At 62.6% G+C, this 15,581-nt stretch carries 17 protein-coding genes; 12 read left to right on the top strand and 5 right to left on the bottom strand.

What is annotated here, in order from left to right:
• The first annotated feature begins 15 nt into the window (after positions 1-15).
• Complete coding sequence (locus ACEWE8_RS04520) at positions 16-282, top strand: YceK/YidQ family lipoprotein (protein ID WP_371316849.1); 267 nt, start codon at positions 16-18, stop codon at positions 280-282.
• 46 nt (positions 283-328) lie between these two features.
• Here the strand turns inward: ACEWE8_RS04520 and ACEWE8_RS04515 are convergent, their stop codons facing one another.
• The 3 genes from ACEWE8_RS04515 to ACEWE8_RS04505 all read right to left on the bottom strand — a co-directional run bounded on the left by ACEWE8_RS04515 (position 329) and on the right by ACEWE8_RS04505 (position 3,285).
• A complete protein-coding gene (locus ACEWE8_RS04515; RefSeq protein ID WP_012312540.1) occupies positions 329-973 on the bottom strand; it encodes an oxidoreductase in 645 nt (214 codons plus the stop codon).
• A 27-nt stretch (positions 974-1,000) separates the two neighbouring features.
• A complete protein-coding gene (locus tag ACEWE8_RS04510; protein ID WP_046785121.1) occupies positions 1,001-2,734 on the bottom strand; it encodes a C13 family peptidase in 1,734 nt (577 codons plus the stop codon).
• Positions 2,735-2,829: 95 nt separating this feature from the next.
• Positions 2,830-3,285 (bottom strand): MaoC family dehydratase, encoded by a 456-nt coding sequence (locus ACEWE8_RS04505; RefSeq protein WP_046785122.1) that lies wholly within the window; start codon positions 3,283-3,285, stop codon positions 2,830-2,832.
• Between the two features lie 145 nt (positions 3,286-3,430).
• Between ACEWE8_RS04505 and ACEWE8_RS04500 the strand changes: the two genes are divergently transcribed.
• From ACEWE8_RS04500 to ACEWE8_RS04490, 3 genes are read left to right on the top strand one after another with little or no spacing between them, the layout of a single operon-like run.
• Positions 3,431-3,793, top strand: a complete 363-nt coding sequence (locus ACEWE8_RS04500; RefSeq protein WP_046785123.1) for a CidA/LrgA family protein — start codon at positions 3,431-3,433, stop codon at positions 3,791-3,793.
• Positions 3,790-4,506, top strand: a complete 717-nt coding sequence (locus ACEWE8_RS04495) for an LrgB family protein (protein WP_046785124.1) — start codon at positions 3,790-3,792, stop codon at positions 4,504-4,506. Before ACEWE8_RS04500 ends, ACEWE8_RS04495 begins: the two co-directional genes overlap by 4 nt.
• A 9-nt stretch (positions 4,507-4,515) precedes the next feature.
• Positions 4,516-5,106, top strand: coding sequence for an LON peptidase substrate-binding domain-containing protein (locus ACEWE8_RS04490; protein WP_046785125.1), 591 nt, complete (start codon positions 4,516-4,518; stop codon positions 5,104-5,106).
• Positions 5,107-5,178: 72 nt separating this feature from the next.
• Here the strand turns inward: ACEWE8_RS04490 and ACEWE8_RS04485 are convergent, their stop codons facing one another.
• Together ACEWE8_RS04485 and ACEWE8_RS04480 are read right to left on the bottom strand one after the other, a co-directional pair.
• Positions 5,179-6,495: a bifunctional DedA family/phosphatase PAP2 family protein gene (locus ACEWE8_RS04485; RefSeq protein ID WP_046785126.1), complete on the bottom strand. Its 1,317-nt coding sequence runs from the start codon at positions 6,493-6,495 to the stop codon at positions 5,179-5,181.
• 3 nt (positions 6,496-6,498) lie between these two features.
• Positions 6,499-7,191, bottom strand: a complete 693-nt coding sequence (locus tag ACEWE8_RS04480) for a DNA-3-methyladenine glycosylase (protein ID WP_046785127.1) — start codon at positions 7,189-7,191, stop codon at positions 6,499-6,501.
• A 203-nt stretch (positions 7,192-7,394) separates the two neighbouring features.
• Between ACEWE8_RS04480 and ACEWE8_RS04475 the strand changes: the two genes are divergently transcribed.
• From ACEWE8_RS04475 to ACEWE8_RS04440, 8 genes are read left to right on the top strand one after another with little or no spacing between them, the layout of a single operon-like run.
• Positions 7,395-8,666 (top strand): glutamate-5-semialdehyde dehydrogenase, encoded by a 1,272-nt coding sequence (locus tag ACEWE8_RS04475; RefSeq protein WP_046785128.1) that lies wholly within the window; start codon positions 7,395-7,397, stop codon positions 8,664-8,666.
• A complete protein-coding gene (gene nadD / locus ACEWE8_RS04470) occupies positions 8,635-9,327 on the top strand; it encodes a nicotinate-nucleotide adenylyltransferase (RefSeq protein ID WP_046785129.1) in 693 nt (230 codons plus the stop codon). The genes ACEWE8_RS04475 and nadD overlap by 32 nt, the downstream gene beginning before the upstream one ends.
• 45 nt (positions 9,328-9,372) lie before the next feature.
• On the top strand, positions 9,373-9,795 hold the full coding sequence (gene rsfS, locus ACEWE8_RS04465; protein ID WP_012312550.1) for a ribosome silencing factor: 423 nt from the start codon (positions 9,373-9,375) through the stop codon (positions 9,793-9,795).
• Positions 9,796-9,804: 9 nt separating this feature from the next.
• Positions 9,805-10,272: a 23S rRNA (pseudouridine(1915)-N(3))-methyltransferase RlmH gene (rlmH, locus tag ACEWE8_RS04460; RefSeq protein WP_008090421.1), complete on the top strand. Its 468-nt coding sequence runs from the start codon at positions 9,805-9,807 to the stop codon at positions 10,270-10,272.
• Between the two features lie 16 nt (positions 10,273-10,288).
• Complete coding sequence (gene mrdA, locus ACEWE8_RS04455) at positions 10,289-12,178, top strand: penicillin-binding protein 2 (protein WP_046785130.1); 1,890 nt, start codon at positions 10,289-10,291, stop codon at positions 12,176-12,178.
• 38 nt (positions 12,179-12,216) lie between these two features.
• Positions 12,217-13,320: a rod shape-determining protein RodA gene (rodA, locus tag ACEWE8_RS04450; RefSeq protein WP_042111868.1), complete on the top strand. Its 1,104-nt coding sequence runs from the start codon at positions 12,217-12,219 to the stop codon at positions 13,318-13,320.
• Positions 13,321-13,337: 17 nt separating this feature from the next.
• Positions 13,338-14,348 carry a lytic murein transglycosylase B gene (gene mltB / locus ACEWE8_RS04445; RefSeq protein ID WP_046785178.1) on the top strand — a complete coding sequence of 337 codons (1,011 nt, stop codon included), beginning with the start codon at positions 13,338-13,340 and terminating at the stop codon, positions 14,346-14,348.
• Entirely contained in the window at positions 14,348-15,346 is a 999-nt protein-coding gene (locus ACEWE8_RS04440) for a septal ring lytic transglycosylase RlpA family protein (RefSeq protein WP_046785131.1), read from the top strand. The genes mltB and ACEWE8_RS04440 overlap by 1 nt, the downstream gene beginning before the upstream one ends.
• The last annotated feature ends 235 nt before the right edge of the window (positions 15,347-15,581 follow it).

Here is a 15,581-nt window from a genome sequence, read left to right as displayed (position 1 = left end):
CGCACGTTGCCTGCAATGCTGGCCGTCCTGTTGCTCAACGGCTGTGCCACGGTGCGCACGCTTGATGCCAACAAGCCGGGCGCGCCGGTGGTGTATGCCGGCACCCGGCTGGACTTGTACGTGATCAATGGCGGGTGCTGCCCCAAGGATCATTTCGGGGCTCAGGCGCCGGCGTATCCGCGGCTGGACCTGCCTGGGAGCATGCTGCTCGATACCCTGCTGCTGCCATTATCGTTGCTGACGGCTGCCGGGATCGGCTTCCAGGCCACTGGCGGTCTGTAACGGCCCTGTCGCCGGCTTGCCGGCGACAGGGCCGTTCAGGCGGGCGCTATTTCTTGCCTAATCTACGCAGCTCATCCGACTCGACAACCCGAATCCCGTCCTCTTCCTCCAGCGCCAGGCGCCATAGCGCCCGCGCCAATGTGCAGGCTTCGATGCCCCGATACTTGCCCGGCATCAACCGCGCAAACGGGGAAGCCAGCCGTTCGCCCAAGCGCGGCGCAATGCGCTCACCCAGCAGCAGCGAAGGCCTGACAATCGTCAGTTGCGGCCAATCCTGCGCCTTGAGCGCCTCTTCCATTTCACCTTTGACCCGGTTGTAGAAGATCGACGACTTGGGATCGGCGCCGATGGCGCTGACCACCAGCAGGTGGCGCGCCCCCATCTCCCGTGCACGCTTGCTGAAGGCCACCACCATGTCCAGGTCGACGGCGCGGAACGCCTGCTCGGAGCCGGCCTGCTTCAAGGTAGTGCCCAGGCAGCAGTAAGCGATGTCCACGCGCCCGGCCAGTTGCGGTAGGAACACCGCAGGGTCACCGACCGGGTTTTCCAGGTGTGGGTGTTCGGCCAGGGGGCGGCGGGTGGGTGCCAGAACGCGGCTGATGGTGGGCTCGTTGAGCAGGCGGTCAAGCAGGTGTTCACCCGTCAGGCCCGTGGCTCCGGCAAGCAGGACATGCTGAGGCGTCAAGTACATGATGTCTCTCCTGTGTTACACACAAGTCTAGTGCGGGGCTGGCCTTTTTTCCTGCCCCTGCGAAGTCGCTTGTGCGGCATTGCGTAAGGCTTTTTCAGCTTGCTGCTGGCGCAAGCGTTGCCAATGTGCCAGTACGGTTGGTGGTGCCCAGATCTGTGGCTCGGAGGCTTCGAAACCTTCCCTCTGCTCCCGTTCGGCAACACTGCTGCGCGCCAGTTCGAACGCTTGTTCGAGGTCGTCGGTCTGGTTCAGCGCTTGGGCAAACAGAGCCTCGCCGAAATAGGTGAAATCGGCCTCTTCCGAGCAGCCGAATGACACCCTGTCCGCCCGTGCGGCAGTCATGATGATCGTCCGCTCATCTTTGAGCGGGGCGATGTAGCCCCCTGAATAGCAGGCGGAGATGACGATCACCTTGTCGCGCTCTTTGAGCGGCGCCAAGGCGCTGGCCAGTTCGTCGGCGGACAGGTCGGCAAGCTGCAGGCGTGGTTGGTCGAATACCAACTGGTGGTCCTGGCTGCCATGGCTGGTCAGGTAGATGAACACCAGGTCCTGCGGGCCGGTGCGCTCAGCCAGTGTGCGGGCGGCGCGGGTAAGGTTCTCGCGGGTTGCCATGGGGCGTGTGGACATCTGGTCGCGGTGGTTGACCAGCGTGATCTGGCCGTGGGCACCGAAGCGCACCTTCAAAAGATTGCTGACGTAGTCGGCCTCGCGCAGAAATACACTCTGCTGGCCGTCACCAGCGACCACCAGGCTATACAGCTCAATGGGCGGCGCGGAGCGCGGTACGCGCGCCAGCGCCTCATCCAGTAGCTTGCCCTGATTGAGCAGGGCCAGTTCCAGCGGGTCGGGGAGCAGTTTGCCGTTGTGGTCGCGAACGCGCACACCATTGACCCAGTAACCGCTTTGCACCTTGCCACTGGCCAGGGTCAGTTTACCCTGGCCCTGGTAGGCGTCGTTTTCGAAACCGCCGACGTAGCGGCTGCCATCGGGCAGTTGCAGGCTGCCCTGGCCGGCCAGGCGCCAGTCGACGAAGCTGCCCTTGTAGTGGCTGCCATCGCTGCCCAGCATTTCCCCCTCGCCAAGCAGCGAGCCGTCCTTGAACTCGCCGATCCAGACATCGCCTTCGGCGTTTTCATAGCGGCCACGACCTTCCAGGCGGTTGTCCTTGAACTCGCCGATATATTGCTCGCCATCGACGCTGTCGTAGGTGCCGCTGCCCTGCAACAGACCGTCGACGAAACGGCCACTGAACTGATTGCCGCTGGCATCGCTGCGTACGCCGGCACCATTGGGCTTGCCGCTGGCAAACAAGCCCTGGTAACGGCTGCCGTCCGCCAGTTCGAGCTCACCCGCGCCATGGTACTGATCGTCCTTGAACTGGCCGCGGTAGGTCTGGTCCGCCTGCTTGAGCGTACCTTCGCCGTCGCGACGGCCGTGGCTGAAGGTGCCTGCATAGTGGCTGCCGGGGGTGGTCAGGTCGCCCACGCCCTGGAACAGGCCGGCGGCGAACTGGCCGCGATAGACCTCGCCATTGCTGCCATGCCACTCGCCCTGACCATGCCATTGGCCATCCTTGAAGCCGCCGGCGTACCAGCTGCCGTTGGGATAGTCGATGCGCCCTTCGCCTTGCAGCAAGCCGTCAACCACCTGGCCCCTGTAGCGACCGCCGTCGGGCAGGCGCGCATCCGGTGGCAACAGCGATTCGCCATCGCCACAGGCAGCGAGCATCAGGGTCAGGGTGAGAGGCAACAGAGCACGCATGGCCGAATCCGGGCAAAAGTTATGCCGAGTATGCCGCACAATGGGGCGGATGAGACAGCCATGGCAGGGGCCGCGTGGCGACCCCCAAAAAAAGATCAGACGAAGCAGAGCGAAAGCGGCTCGGCGATATAGGCCGGCTTCTCTTCGCCTTCGATCTCCAGTGTCGCGGTAGCCTTGAGCAACCACTGCCCAGGTTTCTTCTCGGTCACCTCACCCAGATCCACCTTCAGGCGCACCTTGCTGCCGACTTTCACCGGCTGAATGAAACGCACACTGTCGAGCCCGTAATTGACCACCATCTTCAGGCCTTCAGGCAGCACCAGTATGTCTTCCATCAGCTTTGGAATCAGCGACAAGGTCAGGAAGCCATGGGCAATGGTGCAGCCAAAGGGTGTCTTGGCCGCTTTGTCAGGGTCGACATGGATGAATTGAAAATCGCCCGTGGCCTCAGCGAACAGGTTGATGCGTTGCTGGTCGATCTTCAGCCAGTCGGAACGTCCCAGTTCCTTTCCAACGTACTGCGAAAGCTCGGTAACCGGTACATAGGGCATCGCGACTCTCCAAGTTGTCATTTGGTACGAGTGTGCAAGATCAGCACGGCGAACAATTACAGTCAAGTTGCCAGCATCAGGGCGAATATCCGCCCATAGCCTTGCGCGTGCTTATAATGGCCGGCATGGCCGAAAGGAGATCCTTATGCTGTTGCGTGGTTTGACCTGGCTGGTGCTGTTCCAGCTGCTGGGTACGGCGCTCAATCATCTGTTGGTGCCGATACTGCCCGGGCCGATCATCGGCCTTTTGCTTTTGTTGTCGTTCCTCATGGCCCGCGGTGAGGTCGGCAAGCCGTTGAACGAGGCGGCGAGCAGTCTGTTGCGTTACCTGCCGCTACTGTTGGTGCCGCCAGCAGTGGGTGTGATGGTGTATGCCAAGGATATCGCTGCAGACTTTTGGGCCATCGCCGGCGCGCTTCTGATCTCCTGCCTGGCCACCTTGGTCTTTGTCGGCGTATTGATGCAGAAACTCATGCATCGCCAGGGCAAGCGCGGGGAGCAGCCATGATCCTCGATTGGCAGGGCGCGCTCGATGCGGTTGTCCACCATCCGCTGTTTGGCATTGGCATTACGCTGGGTGCCTATCAGGTGGTGTTAGCAGCTTACGAGAAAACCCGCTGGATCTTCCTGCAGCCGGTACTGGTGTCGATGGTCATGGTGATCGGTGTGTTGCTGGTCTGTGGTATCGACTACCGTGAGTACCGCAAGAGCACCGAGATCATGAACATCCTGCTGGGGCCGGCCACGGTGGCCTTGGCCGTGCCGCTCTACCTCAACCTGCGGCGTATCCGTCAGCTGTTCTGGCCGACATTTACTACGCTGGTAATCGGAGGCCTGTTCGCCACGCTCTGCTGCCTGTTGCTGGGCTGGTGGTTCGGCGCCGAACACATGATCCTGATGACCATGGCGCCGAAGTCGGTGACCTCACCGATTGCCATGCTTGTGGCCGAGCAAATTGGTGGTGTGGCGGCCCTGGCGGCGGTCTTCGTGTTGATCACCGGGGTGATCGGGGCCATTTTCGGCCCTGCGCTGTTGAGCCGTTTTGGTGTGCATAGCCCCGAGGCGCGCGGCATGTCCCTGGGCGTGACCGCGCATGCCGTGGGTACCTCGGTGGCCTTGCAGGAAAGTGACGAGTGCGGCGCGTTTGCCGCACTGGCGATGAGCCTGATGGGGGTGGCCACGGCGGTGTTCCTGCCGTTGGCGGTCAGCCTGGTGGCTTGAGGAGTTGTGATGACGCTACCGCTGTTTCCCCTCAATACTGTGTTGTTTCCCGGTTGCCTGCTGGATTTGCAGATATTCGAAGCCCGCTACCTGGACATGATTGGCCGCTGCATGAAGCAGGGCACAGGCTTTGGTGTGGTGTGCATCGTCGAAGGCGAGCAGGTCGGCAAGGCGCCGCCTGTGGTTGCATCGATCGGGTGCGAGGCGCTGATCCGTGATTTTGTCCAGCAGGACAACGGCTTGCTGGGTATCCGTGTGGAAGGTGTGCGGCGCTTCGAGCTGGGTCAGACCGAGGTGCAGAAAGACCAGTTGCTGCTGGGCGAGGTACATTGGCTGGCGGAGCAGGCGGACAGCCCGCTGACCGATCAGGACGATGACCTGCTGGCCCTGCTGGTGGCGTTGGGTGAGCACCCGATGGTCGAGGCACTGGACATGCCCCGTGACGTCGCGGGGCGCCAGGCACTGGCCAACCAGCTGGCTTATCTGCTGCCGTTCATGGAAGAGGACAAGCTGGACTTGCTGGCGATCGACTCGCCGTCACAGCGGCTGGCAGAAATCCAGAGGCTGCTGGAGCGGATTCAGGGTGAGTTGTTTGCCTGATAGAGGGTGGTTGCCTTTATGGCCCTATCGCCGGCAAGCCTGCTTGCCGGCGATAGGGCTGTACAGGCAGCGTCAATATTGGTAACGCTCCAGGGCCAGCGGCAAGGCATACAGGGCAAAGAAAGCCAGCAACGCGATACACGCCGGTAATACCAGCCACCATACGCGTTGTGGCAATGCATTGAGCGGCTGGCGATATTGCACCAGCGTCAGGCTGAGCGCGCAGACGCAGCAGGCCAGCAAGGCTCCGGCCAGGATGTCGGTCGGCCAATGCGCTCCCAGGTAAACGCGCGACAGGGCAATCGCCAACGCCGGAATGCACCCCAGCATCACCCAGGTCAGGCGCATGCGTGGCGGCTGGCTACGCCCGGCCAGCACCGCCATCACCAGGAAGAACGCAAAAGAGGCCGAGCTATGGCCGCTGGGCATGCTGTAACTGGTCAAGGGGTCGGTCAGCACCTCCGGTCGCGCCCGGGCGAACAGCCATTTCAGCGAGCCATTGGCAATTGCCGTACCCATCAAGGCGCCACCGGCGAACAGTGCATGCCGCCATTGTCGGGCGAGCAGCAGCAGGCCGGTGAGCAGCCCGCCCAGGAACAGCTGGGTGCGGAAATCGCCCAGGCGGGTTACCAGCACCATGGTGCCGTCCAAGGCTTGGCTGCGATGCTCCTGCACCAGGGTCATCACGCCCTGGTCGAACTCATGAAAATACGGCCATCCCAGAAACACCCCGGCCAATGCCAGAAAGCTCAAGCCGGCGATCAGCCGCGTCCCGTGACGCTGGTCGCGTACGCTGCTGTTCAGGCTCAGCCCGATCAGCACCGCCAGGGCGCCGGCGATGATGCCTGCATCCAGCCAGAACCCTTCCGGCAAGGGCAGGCGCATGGCCGCCCCGGTAGCCCAGCCCGGCAACAGGTAGGCGACCGACCAGCCGGCACCGGCCAGCACGCTGACCGCGATGAAGCGCGGCAACGGCATGTCGAACATGCCCGCGACCATCGGCAGCATCGGCCGCAGCGGGCCGATGAAACGGCCAACCAGCAAGCTGGCGATGCCGTAGCGCTGGAAGTAGGTTTCAGCGCTGCCGATCCATTCCGGGTGGTGGCGCAACAGGGGTAGGCGGCGGATGTTCTGGTGGAAGTACTTGCCTATCGTGTAAGACAGGGCGTCACCGAGCAGGCCACCGAGGAACCCCAGCAGCAATGTTTCGCCCAGGCTGAAGGTGCCGCTGCCGGCCAATACCGCGACGGCAAACAGCAGTACCGTACCAGGTACGATGATGCCGGCGATGGCCAGGCATTCGATGCAGGCCACCAGAAAAATTGCCACGCCAAGCCACTGCGGGTTGGCGCTGAGCCAGCCGGTCAGGCTGTCGAGCCATTGGCCCATGTTTCAGCTTCCTTGTTTGAGAATGAAAAAGTCTTGCCCTTCGACTTGCCCCCGGCGCAGCGGGTTCCGGGTGCAGAAGCGGGCGTATTCGGCGTCGATGAAACGGTACGGCAGGTGCTCATCGCGGCCATGGGGGATACCCAGGCGCGCGGCCTGGACCACTTTGGGCACGGTGATGGCACAATCCTCGACGTACAGGCGTTCAGGGTCGAAGCGCTGGCCATCCCACTGCGCTACCTTCAAGCCCAAGGCCCGGCAGAGCAGGGTCTGGCCGGCGCACAAGCGTTCGGCTGGGCGCAGCTTGCCGCTGGCGTCGGGGTTGTTCAACTGCATTTGCGCCAGGCTGTTGGCACCGGAAAGGGCGTCCACCCAGGGGTAGGCCGACTTTATGAGCACTGCATTGCCCGGGCCGTGTGCGCTGAAGTTGAGCGAGTCACCTCCGCGGGCGTAATACATGTAGATATGCCCGCCATCGAGAAACAGCGCCCTGCGTTTCTCTGTGTAGCCAAGCGAGGCATGGCTGCCCTTGTCAGTCAGGTAATAGGCCTCGGTTTCGATGATCCGTGCGGCCAGCCACAGGTCGCCATGCCGATGGCGGATGACCTTGCCCAGCAGGGCTTTGGCCAGGGTCTGGGCGTCTCGGTCGAAGAAGCTGTCGGGCAAGGCGCGGGCAGGGCAGGGGGTCGTGTCTGGCATGCTGGCGGTTCGTCGTGGTCAGGCGCGGATGATAGCAACGATTGGCTTAATCGAGGCTGAACCAAGACAGTTCGATAAGGCCGGTTACATCTTTCCTACAGATTCTTGTCTGCCATTTTCTACCATCCGCCACCCGCCGCTGGGCGTATACCTGCGCGGCAGTTATAATCAGCCGATTTCCCCTTCGCCAAGACACCGAACCCATGACTGAGTCCGTTCTTGACTACATGACCCGTTTGGGTCGCGCCGCTCGCCAGGCCTCCCGGGTGATCGCCCGCGCCAGCACTGCGCAGAAGAACCGCGCCCTGCAGGCTGCTGCCGATGCACTGGACGCCGCGCGTGCCGAGCTTACCGCAGCCAACGAACAGGACCTGGCCGCCGGCCGTGCCAACGGTCTGGAGCCTGCCCTGCTCGACCGCCTGGCCCTGACCCCTGCGCGCATCGACGGCATGATCACCGGCCTGCGCCAGGTGGCCAGCCTGGCAGACCCGGTCGGCGCCATCCGCGACATGAGCTATCGCCCGTCGGGTATTCAGGTCGGCAAGATGCGCGTGCCGCTGGGGGTGATCGGGATCATCTACGAATCGCGCCCGAACGTGACCATCGATGCCGCCAGCCTTTGCCTGAAGTCAGGCAACGCCACCATCCTGCGCGGCGGCTCCGAGGCCATTCACTCCAACCGCGCCATCGCCACCTGCATTCAGCGTGGCCTTGCCGAGGCCGGCCTGCCGGCCGCCGTGGTTCAGGTGGTCGAGACCACCGACCGTGAGGCGGTTGGCGCGCTGATCAGCATGCCTGAGTTTGTCGATGTCATCGTCCCGCGGGGCGGCCGTGGCCTGATCGAACGCATCAGCCGCGATGCCCGTGTGCCGGTCATCAAGCACCTGGACGGCATCTGTCACGTCTATGTTGCCGAGCACGCGGACCTGGACAAGGCCTGGCGCGTTGCTTTCAACGCCAAGACTTACCGTTACGGTATTTGCGGTGCGATGGAAACCCTGCTGGTCGACCAGCGTGTGGCTGAAGGTTTCCTGCCGGAAATGGCCCGCCGTTTCCAGGAAAAGGGCGTCGAACTGCGCGGGTGCGAGCGTACCCGTGCGCTGATCGAGGCCAAGCCGGCCAGCGAAGACGATTGGCACACCGAGTACCTCGACGCCATCCTGTCGATTCGTGTGGTCGATGGCCTGGACCAGGCCATCGAGCACATCAACCACTATGGCTCGCATCACACCGATTCGATCATTACCGAACACCAGGGCCAGGCCCGTCAGTTCATGGCCGAGGTGGACTCGGCATCGGTGATGCTCAACACCCCGACCTGCTTCGCCGACGGCTTCGAGTATGGCCTGGGCGCGGAGATCGGTATTTCCACCGACAAGCTGCACGCCCGCGGCCCGGTCGGCCTGGAAGGCCTGACCTGCGAGAAGTACGTAGTGATCGGCGATGGCCAACTGCGCGGCCAGGAGTCCTGCTGAGTTGAGCAAGGCCCAGGCAGTCCGGCGCATCGGCATTCTTGGCGGTACTTTCGACCCCGTGCACATCGGCCACCTGCGCAGCGCGCTTGAGGTCGCCGAGTTCATGGGGCTGGAAGAGATGCGCCTGTTGCCCAATGCCCGGCCGCCACACCGCGACACCCCGCAGGTGGCGGCCGAAGATCGCCTGGCGATGGTGCGTGGGGCCGTGCAAGGCGTCGAACGCCTGAGCGTGGATGCCCGCGAGCTTGAGCGCGACAAACCGTCCTACACCATCGATACGCTGGAGTCGGTCCGCGCCGAACTGGGCGCTGCTGACCAGCTGTTTCTGGTGTTGGGCTGGGATGCCTTCTGCGGCTTGCCTGGCTGGCACCGCTGGGAAGAACTGCTGCAACACTGTCACATCCTGGTGCTGCAACGCCCGGATGCCGACGTTGAACCCCCTGACGAGCTGCGCAACCTGTTGGCCGCGCGCTCCGAGAGCGATCCCACCGCCATGTCCGGCCCGGCGGGTAGTATTTCGTTCGTCTGGCAGACACCGCTTGCGGTGTCGGCTACACAGATCCGACAGCTGCTGGCCAGCGGCAGGTCGGTGAGGTTCCTGGTGCCGGACGCCGTACTGGCCTACATCGAGGCGCATGAACTGTATCGTGCGCCTAACTGACGGTGCCCTGTGGGCGCCTCATCCAACGAGTTGAACGAGTTTTATATGAGCAAGCAGAAAATCAATGGCGAAGAACTGGTCAAGCTGACCATCAGCGCGCTGGAAGACGTCAAGGCCCAGGATATCCAGGTCATCGACGTTCGCGAGAAGCACAGCCTGACCGACTACATGATCATTGCCACCGGTACCTCCAATCGCCAGATCAACGCGATGCTGGAAAAGGTCCGTGAAGCGGTCAAGAAAGAAGGTGCGCAGCCGCTGGGCGAAGAAGGCAAGGGCGACAGCGACTGGGTACTGCTGGACCTGAACGACGTCATCGTGCACATGATGACCGCCGCTGCCCGCCAGTTCTACGACCTGGAACGCCTGTGGCTGGGTGCCGAGCAGAGCCGCGCCGCCGATGCCAAGCACCACAGCCCGGAAAACGCCAGCGACTACTTCACCGACAAGCTCAAAGACCGGGAATAAGGAAGCGTCGTGCGTCTGCGCCTGATCGCGGTCGGCTCGCGCATGCCCAAGTGGGTCGAGGAAGGCTGGCATGAATATGCCAAGCGCCTGCCCCAGGAGCTGTCGCTGGAGCTGGTGGAAATTCCGCTGAACACCCGTGGCAAGAATGCCGACGTCGCCCGCCTGATTCGTCAGGAGGGTGAGGCCATGCTGAGCAAGGTTCAGCCCGGGGAACGCATCGTCACCCTCGAGGTCCATGGCAAGCCCTGGAGTACCGAGCAATTGGCGACCGAGCTGGACCGCTGGCGGCTGGATTCGCGCACGGTGAATTTGATGGTGGGCGGCCCGGAAGGGCTGGCGCCTGAGGTTTGTGCGCGCGCCGAGCAACGCTGGTCGCTGTCGCCGCTGACCCTGCCGCACCCGTTGGTAAGGATACTCATCGGCGAGCAGATCTACCGCGCCTGGACCGTGTTGTCCGGGCACCCTTACCACAAATGAGCCTGTAAGCAGTCCGATGTCGCAGCCGATCCGCCTCAAGGACCACGAGAAAGACGCCCGCCTGGTGCGTAACCGCGTCGTGGTCGGCGCCGTCGCGATCATGCTGCTTGTCTGCGTGTTGATCGCACGCCTGTACTACCTGCAGATCATCCAGTACGACTACCACTCCACGTTGTCAGAGAACAATCGGGTGCACGTGCAGCCGATCCCGCCGACGCGCGGGCTGATCTTCGACCGCAATGGGGTGATCATCGCCGATAACCGGCCGAGCTTCAGCCTGTCCATGACCCGTGAACGTGCGGGTAACTGGCAGGAAGTGCTAGACAATATCGTGGAAGTGCTGGAGCTGACGCCGGACGATCGTGCACTTTTCGAAAAACGCATGAGGCAGGGGCGAAGGCCGTTCGAGCCAGTGCCGATCCTGTTCGAGCTGAACGAAGAGCAGATCGCCCGCGTGGCGGTCAACCAGTTCCGTTTGCCTGGCGTCGAAGTGGTCGCCCAGTTGGTGCGGCATTACCCGCAAGGGGCGCATTTCGCCCATTCGGTAGGGTATGTCGGGCGGATCAACGAGAAAGAGCTCAAAAGCCTAGATCCTGTGAACTACAGCGGCACCCACCATATCGGCAAGACCGGTATCGAGCGCTTCTACGAAGCCGACCTGCACGGCCAGGTCGGTTACGAGGAAGTCGAGACCAACGCTCGCGGGCGCGTGCTGCGGGTCCTCAAGCGTACCGACCCGAAACCTGGCAAGGACATCGTGCTGAGCCTGGACATCAAGTTGCAGGAAGCTGCCGAAGCGGCCCTGGGTGGGCGCCGCGGTGCGGTGGTAGCGCTCGACCCGCGCAACGGCGAAGTGCTGGCGATGGTCAGCCAGCCGAGTTTCGACCCCAACCTGTTCGTCACCGGCATCAGTTTCAAGGCCTACGCCGAGTTGCGCGACTCGATCGACCGGCCGCTGTTCAACCGCGTGCTGCGCGGCTTGTACCCGCCGGGTTCGACCATCAAGCCGGCGGTTGCCATCGCCGGCCTCGACAGTGGTGTGGTCAACGCCGGCAGTCGTGTGTTCGACCCGGGGTATTACCAACTGCCCAACTACGATCACAAATACCGTAACTGGAACCGCAGTGGTGATGGCTGGGTCGATCTGGATACCGCAATCATGCGTTCCAATGACACCTATTTCTACGATCTTGCCCACAAGATGGGTATCGATCGGCTGTCCATCTACATGAACAAGTTCGGCATCGGCCAGAAAGTTGCCCTGGACATGTTCGAGGAGTCGGCCGGGCTGATGCCGTCGCGTGAATGGAAGCGCGCCACCCGCCGCCAAGCCTGGTTCCCCGGTGAAACCCTGATTCTGGGCATCGGCCAGGGCTACATGCAGGCAACACCGCTGCAACTGGCCCAGGCCACAGCGCTGATCGCCAACAAAGGCGTTTGGAACCGTCCGCACCTGGCCAAGACCATCGAAGGCCAGCCGCCCGTGGACCCGAACCCGATGGAAAACATCATCCTGCGTGACAAGTCCGACTGGGCCAAGGTCACCCACGGCATGGAGCAGGTGATGCACAACGCCCGCGGTACTGCACGCAAGGCTGCGGCCGGTGCCCAGTACCGCATTGCCGGCAAGAGCGGTACCGCGCAGGTGGTAGCGATCAAGCAGGGCGAGAAATACGACCGCAACAAAATTCAGGAGCGCCACCGCGACCATGCGTTGTTCGTCGCCTTCGCCCCGGCCGACGATCCGAAGATCGTGGTTTCGGTGATGGTCGAGAACGGCGAGTCCGGCTCCGGTGTAGCCGCACCCGTGGTGCGGCAGATCATGGACGCCTGGCTGCTCGACGAGAACGGTCGGCTCAAGCCTGAGTTCGCTCCTGCCACTGTCGCCCAGGAAACGGCCCCGTGAAGAACAATTTCGATCGCATGCTCTCCAGCGAGGACGTGATGCGTCGACGCGCCAGCTTCCTGCAGCGCATCCACATCGACGGCCCCTTGCTGGTCATCCTGCTGACCCTCGCCGCCGGCAGTCTGTTCGTGCTCTATTCTGCCAGCGGCAAGAACTGGGATTTGCTACTTAAGCAGGCCACTTCATTCGGTATCGGGCTGGTGTCGATGTTCGTCATCGCTCAGCTTGAACCCCGCTTCATGGCGCGCTGGGTGCCTCTTGCCTATCTCACTGGGGTGCTGCTGCTGGTCGTGGTGGACGTCATGGGGCATAACGCCATGGGCGCCACGCGCTGGATCAACATACCCGGGGTAATACGCTTCCAGCCCTCGGAGTTCATGAAGATCATCATGCCGGCGACCATCGCCTGGTACCTGTCCAAACGCACCTTGCCGCCTCATTTGAAACACGTGGCCATCAGCCTGGTGCTGATTGGCGTGCCGTTCATCCTCATCGTCCGCCAGCCGGACCTAGGTACGGCGTTGCTGATCCTTGCCTCCGGCGCCTTCGTGCTGTTCATGGGCGGCCTGCGCTGGCGCTGGATCCTCAGCGTGCTGACGGCGGCCGTACCTGTGGCGGTAGCCATGTGGTTCTTCGTCATGCACGACTACCAGAAACAGCGTGTGCTGACGTTCCTCGACCCTGAAAGCGACCCGCTGGGCACCGGTTGGAACATCATCCAGTCCAAAGCGGCGATCGGCTCGGGTGGCGTGTTCGGCAAGGGCTGGCTGCTGGGCACCCAGTCGCACCTGGACTTCCTTCCCGAGAGCCATACCGACTTCATCATCGCCGTGCTCGGCGAGGAGTTCGGCCTGGTCGGCATCTGCCTGCTGCTGATCGTTTACCTCTTGCTGATCGGTCGTGGGCTGATGATCACGGCTCAGGCGCAGACCTTGTTCGGCAAGCTGCTTGCAGGCAGCCTGACCATGACCTTCTTTGTATATGTATTCGTCAATATCGGTATGGTCAGCGGCCTATTGCCCGTGGTGGGCGTGCCGCTGCCCTTCATTAGTTATGGCGGAACTTCGTTGGTGACGCTGCTGTCAGCGTTTGGCGTTCTCATGTCGATCCATACGCACCGTAAATGGATCGCACAGGTTTGAAAAAGGTGAAGAATTTCATGCAAGCAGTGCGTAACTGGGCTGCCCGTTTTGCGCCGTGGTTCGGCGCGGTGGGCCTGTTCGCCGCTGTCCAGCAGGCGCATGCCGGCGATTATGACGGCTCGCCTCAGGTGGCCGAATTCGTCGGTGAGATGAGCCGCGACTATGGCTTTGCCAGCGAGCAGTTGATGGGCGTGTTCCGCGAGGTTCAGCGCAAGCAATCGATCCTGGACGCCATATCGCGGCCGGCCGAGCGGGTAAAACCGTGGAAGGATTACCGACCGATGTTCATCACCGACGCGCGCATCGCCCGCGGTGTGGACTTCTGGCGCCAGCATGAAGCGGTGCTGGCCCGGGCGGAGCAGGAGTACGGCGTACCGGCGCAGTACATCGTCGCGATCATCGGTGTGGAAACCTTTTTTGGCCGCAACACTGGCAACTACCGTGTGATCGATGCCTTGTCGACCCTGGGCTTCGATTACCCGCCGCGCGCCGAGTTCTTCCGCAAGGAGCTGCGTGAATACCTGCTGCTGTCGCGCGAAGAGCAGCTCGACCCGCTGACCCTCAAAGGTTCATACGCCGGTGCCATGGGCCTGCCGCAGTTCATGCCGAGCAGCTTTCGCAACTACGCGGTGGACTTCGATGGCGATGGCCACATCAATATCTGGAACAACCCTGACGATGCCATCGGCAGTGTCGCCAGCTACTTCAAAGAGCACGGCTGGGTGGCTGGGCAGGGCGTGGTCAGTCGCGCCCAGGTCAGTGGTGCGCGGGCAGACGAAGGCCTGACCACGGGTATCGAGCCGGTGAAAACGGTCGCAGAGTTGCAGGCGCTTGGCTGGTCGAGTCATGATGCGTTGCGCGGTGATCTGCCAGTCACCGCCTTCCGTCTGGAAGGCGCAAACGGGCCTGAATACTGGTTGGGCCTGAAGAATTTCTACGCGATCACTCGCTACAACCGCAGCGTGATGTATGCCATGGCGGTGCATCAGCTTTCGGAACAGCTGGTCCAAGCACGGGGCGTCAAGTAATGCGCGCAATGATTTCTGCCAATACCTTCAAGTTGCTGGCCTGCATGGCCGTCGGCATGCTGCTGGTCAGTTGCTCCTCCAGCCGGCCGGCCCCCCAGAAAAGCGGCAATACCGTTCGTGCGCAGCCTGGCCTGGATATCAATCGTGCCCACAAGGACGGTGCGCCGTGGTGGGACGTGGATGTGAACAAGATCCCGGACGCGACGCCGACCGTGCACACTGGCAACTACAAGGCCAACCCTTACACGGTGCTGGGCAAGACCTACTACCCCATGCAGGACTCGCGCAACTACCGTGCCGAAGGCACCGCCTCCTGGTACGGCACCAAGTTCCACGGGCAGAACACCGCCAACGGTGAGCTGTACGACCTGTATGGCATGAGCGCAGCGCACAAGACCCTGCCGCTGCCGGCCTACGTGCGGGTGACCAACCTCGCCAACGGGCGCAGTGTGATCCTGCGGGTCAATGACCGCGGCCCGTTCTACTCCGACCGCATCATCGACCTGTCCTATGCCGCAGCCAAGAAGCTCGGCTATGCCGAGAGCGGCACCGCGCATGTGCGGGTCGAAGGTATCGATCCCCAGCAATGGTGGGCTCAGCGTGGCCAGCAGCCGCCGTTGATGCTCAAGGAGCCTAAGGCCACCCAGCCTCAGGCGATTGCGGCCAGCACCGGGCGTGTCGAGCAATGGTCGCCGCCGGCGCAGCAACACGCAGCGCCCGTAGTGCCAGTGCAAGTGGGTGGCAACAATGTGCCGGCAGGCAACGGTGGCAGCTTCCTGCAGGTGGGCGCATTTGCCAACCCGGACGCCGCCGAGCTGTTGCGTTCGAAGCTGAGCACCATGGTCAGCGCACCGGTGTTCATCAGCTCCATCGTGCGCAACCAGCAGACCCTGCACCGCGTGCGCCTGGGGCCGATCAGCAGCCAGGGCGAAATCCAGCAGGCGCAGGACAGCATTCGCCTGGCGAACCTTGGCCAGGCCAAGCTGGTCACAGACTGACGGCAGCGGCAAGCGGCAAGCTTCAAGAAGAAGCCAAGGTGCGCGTCGCCTTGTCTTGCAGCTTGAAGCTTGAGCCTCTAGCTGTCTGTTTTGTCATGAATTGACGGGCGCGGCCATGTACAATGTCCGCTTTTGCCCGCAGCGACATAAAGCCGCACTTCCTGGGCTCGGCCCTGAGCCGCAAAAACTAGACTGACTGGCGCTGGGCACACGATGTGGCCCAGGGAACATCTCA

The sequence above is a fragment of the Pseudomonas sp. TR47 genome, from assembly GCF_044143025.1.
Taxonomy (GTDB): Bacteria; Pseudomonadota; Gammaproteobacteria; order Pseudomonadales; family Pseudomonadaceae; genus Aquipseudomonas; species Aquipseudomonas putida_E.
Note: the sequence above shows the minus strand (reverse complement) of the source record. Positions and strands in the feature narration are given on the sequence as shown.